The following is a 13,889-nucleotide window of genomic DNA, read 5'->3' as shown; positions in this document are numbered from 1 at the left end:
GGGTCTTATGATGTCCAAAAAATACAAACTAACTAATGAAACAAAACAACTGAAAGATAAAATTACACAAAAAATTACAACGCTTTATCGCATTCAGGCTTTAAAAAGCTTTTCTGATGTCAAGGCTGGTCAACTGGGCGGTTTTATTGAAAAGGAAGAAAATCTTTCTCATAACGGTCTTTGCTGGGTTTATGATGATGCATTGGTTTATAAACATGCCCGTGTTTATGACAATGCAAAAATACGAGGCAATGCGCAAATTTGTGGTCTTGTCTATGGCAATGCTCAGGTGCATGATAAGGTATTTATTTCTCAATATGCAAAAATTTATGACAATGCATTTGTTTATGATAGTGCGCATGTGGCTGGCTATGTTTATGGCAAGGCTCGTGTCTATGGCAATAGTCGCGTTTCAATTGAAGCCCATGTTTATGGCAATGCGCATCTTTTTCATAATAGTTATCTTTTTGAATATGCAAGGCTTTATGGCAACGCTAGGGTGTTAGGCTCTGCTTGTCTTTTTAGCACTGCGCATGTTTATGGCTATGCTGTTGTTAATAGCCGTGCAAAGATTTATGGCAAGGTTTATGATTATGCAAAAGTGAGTGGCTGTGCACAAATTTATGGCTCTGTTTATGGAAAAGCTCAGGTTTCTCATACTATCAAGGTCTTTGGTCGTGCTTGTGGGCGTGCAAAACTGAATCGAAAAAGTGAGATAAGAGAGGTTCCAAAAAATAAGGAGGTTAATAAGAGCGATATTCTTATCGAGATTGTTGATACTGAAGAATAAATACCAAATGCGGGGGGCGTTGGTTTCATGCCATTTCAAAAGACAAGAGTGCAAAAAAGAAAGCCGTGCCATTTTTACGTGACGCGGCTTTATGAATGAATATATTAAGGAACTCTATAAAAGAAATTGATAGCAAGTGGCTATATACAAAATGTATTATATTGCAAGCTTTGTATTCGCTTTATAAAAACTTATCCAAAATAATATAAAGGAATGATTATGAAAGCGTTCTTTTAGATTATCACATTTAAAAGCCTATTAGCTTTGTGATGGTTTAAAACCTATTCATAACAATGCCCTCATTTTTAAAGCGGTTAATTTGTAAGAAAGCACCTTCTCAAAACGCTTTGTAAAGTTATATCAACTCTCAACTTCTCTCTGCTTATGAAAAAAGATGCCTTCATTTTTGAGGAGTCCTTAATCACTCAATTCAAATTGCATTTATTACTTTAACCGTATTATCAAAACAGCTTTTGAAACGTGTTTTGCATTCTATCATTAAAAGCATATAGTTTTAACAATGCGATTTATTATGATAAAAACGTCTTGTAAAATTTATGACCTGTTATGAATGATAACTGCTTTGCATTTCATTTGAATGCTCTCATCTGTTATAATATTGGCATCATGACTTGCTTTTTATGCTCTGTTTATAGATGGCTATTGTTTGTAAAAAATGTTCAATTGAATCGTGCATAAAAGTATGGATTCTTATGGGGATTCAAATAAAATAATTACACTCAAGCTATTGACTTTATTGTATTTTTTGTTACAATATCTTATTTTGCATCAAAGGGTCACGAGAAACACGCCCTATTCGCCCCTCCTGCTCGGCTGCCAACATCTCTTTTTGAAAGTAAGCGCCCTGAACGGCTTTGAGATAATTCCCTTCCCAAATATGCTTATAGCTCTCTGGACGATTTCTTAGATCATCCAACCGCGCTTCATTCAAAATCTTTGGAAACTTTGGATTATCTGACCAGTTAATCTCAACACGCTTAATTGCCTCATTATCAGAAAAGCGAAACCGCTTCTCAACAGGAGCATTCTCACGCAATGGATTCCATGTAACCCATAACTCTGCACGCCATCCCTCACCTTCCTCACGTAAAGTCGGTATTAGCGTTTGCCAAGCCGTTTCCGTAACAGGCTCTGCTTCATCAACCCAACAAAGCAAAATACGCCCCATCGACTTAATGCTTGCTATATTACGGTCAAGACCTGAAAACTGAAAGGCGATACGACCATCACGAGACTTAATTGAAGACTCCCCAACCTTATAATAGTCCTTTAAGAAATCATGGGCTTCAATAGCGCGTTTGATCTCCTCCAAAGAACTTTCTGCGAGCGAATTCTGAAATTGACGTGCACAAAGGATAGTCCCCGATATCCCTCCCATACCAAATTGATAGCCCTTTAAAGCCGCCATCAAGGCAAATGATCTTGTCTTGCCTGAACCCCGCCCTCCCCAAGCCGCACGCACTGCTGCCGTGCCTGAAAAGATTGGTATCAGTTTTGGTACTATCTTAATCTGTCTTATCGTCATCGATTAAAGGAGCGATTTCAACACGCCCTATGATCTTTACTGCTCCGCCGTCCTCACCAGTAACCTGTAAAGGCAACACCTTGCCAAGCAGTGCTAAATAAGCAGCGGGGCAATCCATTGCTTGCTTTTCCAAATAAGAGATTAAACCCTCATTGCCTATTTTATTGCCGGCATTTTCAGCAGCCCTCACCACTGCCTCTTTTAAAATGCGGGTCATTTTATTGGGAACGCCTTTAACACGCCCTATCCCAGCTCTAGGTGGTATCCATTTTCTTTTGACTGCTGGAGTTGGCTCTGTATTTTCTGATGTCATAAAATACTCCCTCCCGATAATAAAAAACCCCGCAAATGCGGGGATTTCCTCACTGCACTGCCCTTCGTCTAGATACAATACGACCAGTGCCGCATTTGTCATTAAATACGATTTGCAACACATTGTCAACAATAAAATAACACATATTGATATATTCAAAGGGAATCAATTATAGAGGAAAGGTAAAATTTAAATTGATTATAAGATTGAAATTTCAATGATCTCGAAAAAACAACTATTTACACTAATTTTATGCCTGCCATTATCTTTTATAATTTGCTTGATGATACTGGCTTTCAATCCCTTCGGATTAGACCACGTACACCAAGACAGATTAGCTATACCAATAGGTGTAGCATTATTATCGCATGTGGGTTATATAGGGGCACTTAAAGAAATGGGAGATCTAAGTTTAAAAGCTGAAAATATTGACAACACATTTAATGCGCTTTTGTACTGTCATTTCATAACAGTATTCTTAACAGCTATAGCGTCGTTTGGTGTAATTAATCCAATAATACTAATAGCAATTTTAGGAGTGGCAATGTTTATTGGTATAATGAAATATTTAGGACTAATTATAGCGTTCCTCTTGAGTTTAATAGCGTTGATAGCGTTGATCAAGTTTATTTGGAGAATTGTCTAACGATCAAAATGTTTCTGAAGCGCATTAAGAGCGATACGCAATGAACTCACGAGATGCGGTAGCATTTGATCTTCTATAACAAGATATTGCATTGCTGCGTAAAGGTTGTACTGCCTATAAAGGCATTGCGCTTCTTTTATGACCTCTTGCACGGCTTGATAGTGATGGGTTGCTTTTTCAACCCATTGTTCAAGACTCTTTTGGTCTGAACTTGTAGACACATCATCATAAATAGCGTTTGGCAAGCCTTTTGCACAAAGATAGTCGTTTCTTATCTGGAGATATTGCTGTGCGGCGTCATACTGCTCTTGAGTCAACACGCCTTGCAAACAAAGCCGCCCGATATAGGTGCCAGAAAGTGGATTTTTTGCCTCTTGTAGCGTTAAACCAAAGCGCTTAGCACGTGTTGTTAGTGCCAAGTGATCAACAGGTTCACGCGGTGTTTTTGCTCTTGAAATGCGTCCATTTGGCTCTCTTAACTGCCCTAATTTTCTGGGGCGTCCCCTTTTTTTAGTTCTTTTCACAACACCGCCTTCTCATTAAGACAACGTATTGATTTATAATGATAATTTACTGTTTTGCATATTGAATGAGACCCCCGAATATTGTAAGATTCTCTCAATTCAAATCATATTATGTTCAATCAATTAAAGTCACTTATTTGCACGTCATAAGTGGGGTTGGTGTGTGGGTAAAAAACAGTTTAGAAAGGAGCAAAAATGCCTTTAATGAATCGTCTTAATGCAAGGGCTGTCGCAACATTGGGGGCTGGCAAATATAATGATGGTGCTGGCTTATTACTTCATAAGCGTAAAGATGGGGGTGCTCAATGGCTTTTACGTTATACCATCCACGGGCGGCGTCGTGAAATGGGATTGGGTGCTTTAAGAAATGTCTCTTTAAAAAAAGCACGTGAATTGGCAACTGAGTGGCGTTCTGTTTTACAAGAAGGTCGTGACCCCATTAAAGAACGTGAAAAGCAAAAACGTGAGGCAATGCGTAATCTTCATTATCTAAAAGATATTGCTTTGGATGCTTTTGAAAGTCGCAAAGCAGAATTAAAAGGAGATGGTAAAAATGGTGAGTGGTTTTCACCTTTAAAACTTCATATCCTCCCTAAATTAGGTTGTATGCCGGTTTCAGAAATTACACAAACCGATATACGCAATACGCTTGCTCCCATCTGGCATACAAAAGCTGGAACAGCTATACAGGCTCTTAATCGCCTCAATATTTGTTTCAAACATGCTGCTGCCTTGGGTTTGGATGTTGATTTACAGGCTACAGAAAAAGCACGCGCGCTCCTAGGAAAACAACGCCATAAAACGCAAAATAGACCTGCAATGGATTGGAAAGATATACCGGCTTTTTACAAAACACTTTGCGAAACAACAACCATGACACATCTAGCTTTGCGTTTACTTATTCTTACAGGTGTTCGTACCTATCCTTTGCGTCATATCCATAAAGATCAAGTTGAAGATGATATATGGACCATCCCTGCTGAAAATATGAAAGGAAGGCTTGATACTACAACAGAGTTTCGCGTACCTTTATCAACAGAAGCATTGGAAATTTTGAAACAAGCGCGTTTGCTGTCTCGTAATGATTTCTTCTTTTCTGCAAAAGGTCGTGGTCCCCTTGCTGATACTTGCATGTCAAAATATATGAAACAAACTGGACTTGATGCTTGTCCCCATGGTTTTCGCTCTAGTTTACGCGATTGGTTAGCTGAAACAACCGATGCCCCTTTTGAGGTCGCAGAAACCATTCTAAGTCATACCGTCGGGGGTAAAGTAGAACGTGCTTATCGTCGTACTGATTATTTAGAACAGCGCCGTGTTTATATGGATAAATGGGCGGCTTATGTCACGAGCAAATCTTAAAAGATGGGGGCTTGTACCCCATTTTTATTCCATTATCTGTGGATAACTTTCTCTCTTCGTTCTCTCATTCCGTTTCAATAAGACTCATAAATTATCAAATGAGAAAATACATCATAAAGTACTGTTTTTTATGATTAAACTTACTTTCAAATCTCAATAAAATATGGTTAATAAATACTTATGATTTGTTGCTCTTTTTAGATTGAAAGGATTTAGTTATGACTGAAAATGATGTTCTTCTTACAGACCGTGAAAGTGCACAATTATTGCATATAAGCGTTTCAACATTTCGTCGCCATGTCACCAATGGATCTTTACCAAAGCCCTTAAAATTTGGTTCTTTATCGCGTTGGTTAAAATCGGATCTGTTGAATGTGATTGAAAAAGCCAAAACGCAACGTCAACATCTCAGTGATGTGGCATAAAAAAACCTTGTCACGTAAGGACGGACAAGGCTTTCTCTTATGAACCGATAAGAAAATAGCAAAAACCGTCCTGTGACGCAACGTCTAAGGATGCGAAAAATGTATCATTTTATAAATGCTCGGGGCATTACAAATGCCTTGCGGGGTGTCTGGCATAGTGCTTATGGACTAGCCCGCTGCCCTGCCCATGATGATCAAGTGCCTAGTTTATCTCTATGTTCTTTTAAAGAGACCATAGCAGAGCTTCATTTACGCAAGCGTGGTATCACTTGTAACTTGCCTCCCTAGTTTACGCTTTCATAGCAACTGCCCCCATCCCTCTGGCAAAACCATCCCCGCGTTGGTGGCTTTAGTTGAGGGTGGTGGCTCCTTTGCAATCCATAGAACCTTTTTACAAGACAATGGATGCTTGCTGCCCGTGCTTATCGCCAAGGCTTTGAAGTCTTGATGATGCAAGCCCCCCATGGCTCTGACTTCAACATTTTATTATTAAATTATGAAAGTGAAAAACAATGACAAAACATAGTCTTGATAACAACGAAAATAGCTCTGTAAATAATACTGATAACGATAACAATCCTGTCTCTTTAAAGGAGCATCCCTGTTTACAAGCCATCCCTTATGAACAGGCTTTGCAACAAATGGGATGGGGCGAATTAAAACCGATTAACACCGCTCTTTTACCGGTCGAGCCTTTTAATATTTTACAAATGCCTTATAGACTAAGCAGATATGTTTACGATATTGCTGACCGTCAACAATCGCCTCTCGATTTTGTGGCTGTCTCTGCTATCTGTGCTTTAGCTGCTCTGATTGGCAATGGCGTGCGCATTGCTCCAAAACAGCATGATAATTGGTACATTGTTCCTAATCTATGGGGGGCTATTATTGGTAACCCTTCTACACGAAAAACACCGGCTTTGAAAACCGCTCTTCAACCCCTTGCTGATCTTCAAACAGAAGCTTTGCAAGCTTACCAACAAAAGAATAAACAAGCAGAGATTGAACAGGCTCTTGAGGCGATAAACCAAAAACAAAAGAATAAACAAGCCGGAAAAGCTTTAAAGAATGGAGATACCCAAGCTGCCCGTTCTATTTTAGCTGAAAACATAACCAAAGATAACCAGCAGGATGAGGAAAATTCACGTTTTATTGTCAATGACACAACGGTCGAAAAGCTAGGAGAATTACTCAAAGAAAATCCACGTGGGTTACTGTTAGTTCGTGATGAACTTTCTGGTTTTTTAGCAAATATGGAGCGGGTTGAATATCAATCGGAGCGGGCTTTTTATTTGGAAACCTTTAATGGGGATGGTCAATTCACCTATGACCGTATTGGACGTGAACCCTTCATATTCCCAATGCAACGCTTTCTATCATTGGAGGGATTCAACCCTTAAGGATAATGCCCCTACTTCAGGCAATGCTGTCTGGGAAAGGAGATGATGGTTTATTGCAACGGTTTCAAATGATGGTGTGGCCGGATGAAAACCAAGAGTGGGAATGGAAAGATAAAAATCCCAATCAAGAAGCCTATCAAGAATATGAAAAGGTGCTTCGTTCTTTTTATGACAAACCCTTGGGATCACCTAAGCACCCACGGATCATGCGCTTTGCTGCTAATGCTCAAGAATTGTTTCGTGAATGGTGGGAAAATCATCATAAAGAAATCAAGGAAAGCAAAGTTTCTGTCTCTTACCAAGCGCATCTTTTAAAAATGCCAAAAACCATAGCAAGCCTTGCCCTCATTATCGAACTTGTTGAGGATGGGCGTTTTGAGATCACTTTGCCTTCTCTCTCAACAGCCTTGCGTTGGTCAAACTATCTGTTAAGTCATGTAAAAAGGCTTTATGCTGCTGCGGATATACTGATAAAAGAGCGTGCAAATTTGATTATAGAGCGCTGTGAATGCTTACCTGAGGTTTTTACTGCTCGTGATATCTACAGACGCTGCTGGACGCATTTAAAGGACAAGGAAGCGGTCAAACAAGCTTTAGATGTTTTATGCCATACAAACCACATTCGCAAAAAGTTTATAACCCATCAGACAAGTAAATCGAGTACCTATTATGAATGGCATCCTTTGGTAAAAAACGAGAATGCAAGGCAATAAAGCGAATGAACAGAAGATGATTTTAAAGAGTGCTGGCAAAAGAGAAAGATATGATCTGAATGGATAGTCATAACTCAGGTCATATTCTTGTCAGTCGTTGTCGGTTGATTTACCCCCTCATTTTTAAAAAAACTTTTCGATAAAAATAAAAAACATTATATTTCAATATGTTAGTGTGTTTTGAGAAATATTCAATGCTAATAAGATGATTTATATAGACAATTAATGGGAATAATTGATCAAAACTTGTCTGTATTTGTCTAAAAATTGAACTGACACCATTTATGATTTTTGTGATCATAAAACACTTCAAACTATTTATTTTGATCTCTTAAAATACATATCGAATTTGTTTTTATTAACACAAAAACGAATAGTAAATTTTACTACTTTGCTGTTTATAGGCTGTTTATAATTGCAACTTGTTAAATTTTTTTGACGCATTTGATAGGTTTTCGCGCCATTTTGGTTTATTGGGTACTCGATATTTGTTCTAAATGTATTTATGAAACGCCATTGTGATTTTTTGAGTCTCATAAGGCAATGGAGTTTATTGAATAATGTCTCAAACCATCAATTCTGATAATAAACAATCTTCTTTACGCGCTCTCTTACAGTCTTATCGTAATAAAGCACAATCTCCTCGTGAGTTAGGTACTCTTTTCGAAAACCTTGTCATGGTTTATTTGACCCATGACCCGCTGCAATGTCAAGAATACGAAAAGGTTCAAACCTATTGCGATTGGGCTAAAGAGCGTGGTGAAGATGGTCGTGATATTGGAATTGATTTGGTCGCTAAAATCCGTGATCAGGAAAGCTATGCTGCTATCCAATGCAAATGCTATGACGCCTCTCATTGCATTAAAAAAGAAGATATTGATAGTTTTATCGCTGCCTCTGGAAAAAAGATCTTCTCTCGTCGCATTCTTATTGACAGCACTGAAAGTGATTGGAGTGATAATGCTTCTCATACCTGTGAAGGACAAGAAATCCGCATTCAACAGATTAATCTGTTTGATCTCGAAAAAAGTCAAATCGATTGGAGTGCCTTTGAAGAAAAAGGGGATGTTGTTCTTAAAGAGCAAAAGAAGAAAAAGCTTTTAGATCATCAGATAGAAGCACTGGACGCTGTTTGTGAGGGTTTAAAAGAAGCAGACCGTGGCAAGCTGATTATGGCTTGTGGAACAGGTAAAACTTTCACAAGTCTTAAGATAGCAGAAACTCTTGCTGGTCAAGGCAAGCGGGTTTTGTTTTTGGTACCTTCTCTTGCTCTTATGTCACAAACCATCAGAGAATGGACAAGCGATACACAAGTTCCGTTGCGTTCCTTTGCGGTGTGTTCTGATACACAAGTTGGCAAGCGGCGTAAAAACCAAGAGGATGCTGCTGATTTTAACGCATCTGATCTTGTCCTACCTGCTACAACAGATGCAAAAGAGCTTGCTAGCAAAGCCAATAAAATTTCATCTGATGTGATGACTGTGGTGTTTTCGACTTATCATTCCATCCAAGTGATATCCGATGCACAAAAGAACTATGATTTACCTGAATTTGATCTAATCATTTGCGATGAAGCCCATAGGACAACGGGCGCTGTATTGGGTACAGACAACAGTGAATCAGAGTTTGTTAAGGTTCATGATAACAGCATTGTTCAGGGCAAAAAACGTCTCTACATGACCGCAACTCCAAAGATCTTTACGGATAATGCCAAGAAACAAGCCAATGAGATTAATGCTGTGTTAGCATCTATGGATGATGAAGAGCTCTATGGAAAAACCCTTTATACCTATACCTTCTCAAAAGCCGTTCAGAATGACCTGTTAGCACCTTATAAGATTATTGTCTTAGGTGTGAATGAAGAAGTCGTGGCTCAATCCATTCAACATCTGATGACTGATAATAGTTATGAACTTACTCTTGATGATGAAACCAAGCTTGTAGGCTGTTATCAAGCTCTCAGTAAAATCGATTTGAAGGTTGATTTAAGTGATGACCCTAACCCCATGCGGAGGGCTTTGGCTTTTTGTAAAGATATTAAAACCTCTGAAAGTATCTGTAGAGCCTTTAATTCTGAAAAAACTAAGGAAAGATTGCGTGTTCTTTATGAGAACCGTAAAGAGACACCTCCTCTTGATTGTACCTTCAACCATATTGACGGAACTCAAAGTGCTAAAAAACGCAATGAAGCTCTTGATTGGCTAAGAGAAGATGCGGGGGAAAATGTTTGTCGTGTCTTAAGCAATGTCCGTTGTCTCTCTGAAGGTGTGGATGTTCCTGCTCTTGATGCGGTGATGTTTTTACACCCGCGCAAAAGTCATGTGGATGTGATACAAGCGGTGGGACGTATCATGCGCCGTGCCAAGGGCAAAAAGAGAGGCTATATCATTCTACCGGTTGGCGTTCCTGCGGGGATTTCTGCGGAACAGGCTCTAAGACACAACAAGAGATACAAGGTTGTCTGGCAAGTCATCAATGCCTTACTTGCCCATGATGAGAATTTTGAGATAACCCTCAACCAGATGATTTTAGGGCAAGATGTAAGTCATACCCTAGAGATTCTTGCCTTAGACAGTATGACTGCGGTTGAGGATAAAATCTCAATCTATGAGAAATCAGAAAGTATGGGACTGGAAATTGGAAAACCAGCTTATGAACCTCATCAGAGCTATAAAGTAAACAGAAACTACTCCTTTTGTTTTGAATTTCCCCATGCCCTTAAAACACTCCTTGCGAAGAAATTTGCCATTACCGATTATTGGGAAAACTGGGCTGGTAATGTTGCTGAGATTGCACAAAACCATATCAATCGTCTGCAAAACATGCTTGCTGATGAGACAAGCGAAGCACGCCATGCTTTTGAGAGCTTTTATCTCGAACTAAAAAACAATTTAAACAGTGATATTAAACAAGAGGAAGCGGTTGAGATGCTTGCACAGCATCTTGTGACGCGTCCTGTGTTTGAAGCTTTGTTTGATGGCAATCAATTTGTCCAAAACAATACCATCTCGCAAGCGATGGAAAAGATCTTAAAGGAATTAGATAAGACAAATATTGAAGAAGAGTCAAAGGACCTTAAAGAATTCTATGATAGTGTAAAATTACGTGCTTCTGGGATTACCACTCCGCAAGCAAGACAAAACCTCATCATCACTCTTTATGAAAGTTTCTTTGCCAAGGCATTTCCGCGTACGGTAGAAAAATTAGGTATTGTTTACACCCCTGTTGAGGTTGTCGATTTTATTATTCATTCGGTTAATGATGTTTTACGCAAAGAATTTGGCAAGAGCTTAGGTTCACGGGGTGTTTCTATTCTTGACCCCTTTACGGGAACAGGTACCTTTATCACAAGGCTTTTGCAATCTGATCTGATAAAACCAGAGGATATGGAATATAAGTTCCGTCATGATATCCATGCCAATGAGATTGTCCTTTTAGCTTATTACATAGCAGCGATTAATATTGAATCGACCTATCATAGTCTTATGAAAGGAGGTTATATCCCCTTTAAGCATATTGGTTTAACCGATACGTTTCAGATGGTTGAAAAACAAGATCTGATGAAGGGTTTATTAGAGGAAAACAGTGCCTATTTGGAACTTCAGAAAAAACTCAATATTGAAGTTATCTTTGGTAATCCTCCTTATTCCGTGGGGCAAAAAAGCGAAAATGACAATGCAAAAAACACTCCTTATCCACTCTTAGATAAACGTATCAGTGAGACTTATGCCGTTCAATCGGAAGTAACGAATATACGAGCACTATATGACAGTTATATTCGAGCTATTCGTTGGGCTAGTGACCGTATAAAAGACTGTGGTGTTATTGGTTTTGTTACCAATGCAAGTTTTATAGATGCAAATTCTATGGATGGTCTACGTAAATGCCTCGTTGAGGAATTTAGCAGCCTTTATATTTTCCATTTACGGGGAAATGCTCGGACTTCTGGAGAACAACGTAAGAAAGAAAGTGGTGGCATTTTTGGAGAAGGATCTCGGGCTCCCATTGCCATCTCTATTCTTGTAAAAAATCCAGAATCCAAACAGCGTGGTAAAATATATTTTCGTGATATTGGTGATTATCTCACAAGAGAAAAAAAACTCACAATAATCGAAACCTTTGGTAGTATTGAGGGTATTACACGGAGTGAACACGGTTGGAAAATTATTACACCAGACAAGCATGGTGATTGGATAAATCAACGTGATGAAAGTTTTAAAGCGTTTTTAGCCATGGGTGTTAAGGAAGGTCATGATAAAAAACTTTTTGAGACTTATTCCTGTGGTCTTAAGAGCAATCGTGATGCATGGGCATATAACTCAAGTCATAAGATTTTAGCAAAAAATATGCATAATATGATTGCCTTCTATAATAGTGAAGTAGAACGTTTTAACGAGACCTATCCACATGCTGACTCTAAAACACGTGCAAAGGTTATAAATGATTTTGTTAGTTCGGATGAGAAAAAAATAAGTTGGAGTTATAATCTCAAACAATATTTAATAAAAGGAAAGGTTTTCAATTTTAAGGAAAATTGTCTTACCACAAGCTTGTACCGTCCTTTCACACGACAGTGGCTTTATTATAATCGGGACTTTAATGATGGTGTTTACCAAATGCTGCGTATATTCTCTATAGGAGAAGCAGTTGAAAACAAGGTAATACAAGTTACAGGCATAGGAGGGAAAAAAAGCTTTTCTGTTTTGATGAGTAATGCTTTGCCTAATCATGATTTAATAGAAAAAAACCAATGCTTTCCACGCTATATTTACGAAGATGTTGACTCTTCAATAGATGACCATGATAAGAAACAATCTCATTTATTTGCAAATTCTACAGAAGAAACCAAAGCTGCTGATTTACAACGCCGTGATGCCATTACTGATGAAGGTTTAGCACATTTTAAAGCTGCTTATCCTAATGAGACCATAACTAAGGATGATCTCTTCTATTATGTTTACGGTCTTTTGCATTCAGAAGATTACCGTGCTCGCTATGCTGATAATCTCTCTAAAGAATTGCCTCGCATCCCTTGCGTAAAAAGTGCTGAGGATTTCTGGGCATTTGTTAATGCGGGTCGTGAATTAGGTAATTTGCACGTTAATTATGAAACGGTGGCCCCTTATCCAGTGACCTTTAAAAAAGGCAATCCAAAACTTACAGAGATCTCTAATCCTGAGAAATTTTATTACGTTACAGAAATGAAATTCGCAAAAATCAAAAATAGTAAGGAAAAGGATAAGTCTACAGTTATTTATAATAGCAATATCATCATAACAGATATACCTAAGGAAGCTTATGAGTATATCGTGAATGGTAAACCCGCTCTTGAATGGGTTATGGGGCGGCAATGTGTAAAAACTGATAAAAAGAGTGGCATTGTTAATGATGCCAATCGCTATGCGGTTGAGACCATTGGCAACCCTGCTTATCCATTGGAATTGTTCCAAAGGGTTATTACCGTAAGTTTAGAAACAATGAAGATTGTTAAAAACCTGCCAAATTTGGAATTAAGAGAAACTGAATAGATTTATGAAGCATGCCAATCTCATAAGGGGTATAGATCTTATAACCATAATCTATACTCTCTTATTAGGTTGCTTACCTATAATCTTAAAAGGAATGATTTACTATGCGCAATTCTAAAAAGAGAAGCCTTGCACTTTTAGACACTCTTATTTGGATTGCTTTAAGGCTTTTAAGAAATCCCATCTTAAATAGAATGAGATTTTTTTACATTGCCTTTAAAAGATTAACTCGCAATCTCAAATGATGCCTTTCATATCTCTTAAGTTCTCTTTAAAGAGAATTATGCGTATGAATAGGTTGTATTTATCAAGAGAGATTGTTTTTTGTCTTTTTAGTATTTTTTTCTTTAAAACACAAAGTTTCAAAACTCAAAACCCTCTTTAAATCTATAAGTTACTCTTTATAACATATCTCATAATTACAAACGGTCTTTTGAGAGGCATTTAAAGAGCTATATTCCCTCTCATAAAACATGGTTTAATCATTCATTAAAATCATAAATGGTGTCAGTTCAATTTTTTGACAGATACTGACAAGTTTTAATCAACTTATCTCATTAATTGTCTATATAAATCATCTTATTGGGATGGTTTTTTTCTCAAAACTTACTAACATATTGAAATATAATGTTTTTTACTTTT

General features: G+C 38.0%; 6 protein-coding genes and 3 pseudogenes. 6 read left to right on the top strand and 3 right to left on the bottom strand.

Annotation, left to right across the window (positions count from 1 at the left end):
* Positions 1-10: 10 nt before the first annotated feature.
* The gene (locus LNM86_RS03585) at positions 11-790 is read left to right on the top strand and encodes a hypothetical protein (RefSeq protein ID WP_241438903.1); all 780 of its coding nucleotides are present in this window, start codon (positions 11-13) and stop codon (positions 788-790) included.
* A 784-nt stretch (positions 791-1,574) separates the two neighbouring features.
* On the opposite strand, the pseudogene LNM86_RS03580 reads toward LNM86_RS03585, so the two are convergent.
* From LNM86_RS03580 to LNM86_RS03570, 3 genes and pseudogenes are all read right to left on the bottom strand, one after another.
* A pseudogene (locus LNM86_RS03580) lies at positions 1,575-2,336 on the bottom strand (phage terminase large subunit); the annotation flags it as partial.
* Entirely contained in the window at positions 2,317-2,649 is a 333-nt protein-coding gene (locus LNM86_RS03575) for a hypothetical protein (protein WP_241438468.1), read from the bottom strand. The gene LNM86_RS03575 and the pseudogene LNM86_RS03580, both read right to left, overlap by 20 nt.
* Positions 2,650-3,291: 642 nt before the next feature.
* Positions 3,292-3,819, bottom strand: a complete 528-nt coding sequence (locus LNM86_RS03570; RefSeq protein WP_241438467.1) for a hypothetical protein — start codon at positions 3,817-3,819, stop codon at positions 3,292-3,294.
* Between the two features lie 195 nt (positions 3,820-4,014).
* On the opposite strand from LNM86_RS03570, the gene LNM86_RS03565 reads away from it, so the two are divergent.
* The 5 genes and pseudogenes from LNM86_RS03565 (at position 4,015) to LNM86_RS03545 (ending at position 13,247) form a co-directional block, all read left to right on the top strand.
* The gene (locus LNM86_RS03565) at positions 4,015-5,181 is read left to right on the top strand and encodes a tyrosine-type recombinase/integrase (protein ID WP_241437374.1); all 1,167 of its coding nucleotides are present in this window, start codon (positions 4,015-4,017) and stop codon (positions 5,179-5,181) included.
* Positions 5,182-5,399: 218 nt separating this feature from the next.
* A complete protein-coding gene (locus LNM86_RS03560) occupies positions 5,400-5,606 on the top strand; it encodes a helix-turn-helix transcriptional regulator (protein WP_241437373.1) in 207 nt (68 codons plus the stop codon).
* 99 nt (positions 5,607-5,705) lie between these two features.
* Positions 5,706-6,045, top strand: a pseudogene (locus LNM86_RS12945) (DUF7146 domain-containing protein); the annotation flags it as partial.
* 73 nt (positions 6,046-6,118) lie between these two features.
* Positions 6,119-7,719: pseudogene (locus tag LNM86_RS12940) on the top strand (YfjI family protein).
* Between the two features lie 560 nt (positions 7,720-8,279).
* Positions 8,280-13,247, top strand: a complete 4,968-nt coding sequence (locus tag LNM86_RS03545; protein WP_241438466.1) for a DEAD/DEAH box helicase — start codon at positions 8,280-8,282, stop codon at positions 13,245-13,247.
* The last annotated feature ends 642 nt before the right edge of the window (positions 13,248-13,889 follow it).

This window comes from Bartonella machadoae (assembly GCF_022559585.1).
Classification (GTDB): domain Bacteria; phylum Pseudomonadota; class Alphaproteobacteria; order Rhizobiales; family Rhizobiaceae; genus Bartonella; species Bartonella machadoae.
The sequence above is the reverse complement of the archived record's forward strand: the minus strand, read 5'-3'. Positions and strand labels throughout refer to the sequence as shown.

Excerpts from the sequence above, each read along its gene's own strand:
- LNM86_RS03565 (WP_241437374.1), top strand. The coding sequence starts at position 4,015 with ATGCCTTTAATGAATCGTCTTAATGCAAGGGCTGTCGCAACATTGGGG.
- LNM86_RS03560 (WP_241437373.1), top strand. The coding sequence starts at position 5,400 with ATGACTGAAAATGATGTTCTTCTTACAGACCGTGAAAGTGCACAATTA.
- LNM86_RS03585 (WP_241438903.1), top strand. The coding sequence starts at position 11 with ATGTCCAAAAAATACAAACTAACTAATGAAACAAAACAACTGAAAGAT.
- LNM86_RS03575 (WP_241438468.1), bottom strand. The coding sequence starts at position 2,649 with ATGACATCAGAAAATACAGAGCCAACTCCAGCAGTCAAAAGAAAATGG.
- LNM86_RS03545 (WP_241438466.1), top strand. The coding sequence starts at position 8,280 with ATGTCTCAAACCATCAATTCTGATAATAAACAATCTTCTTTACGCGCT.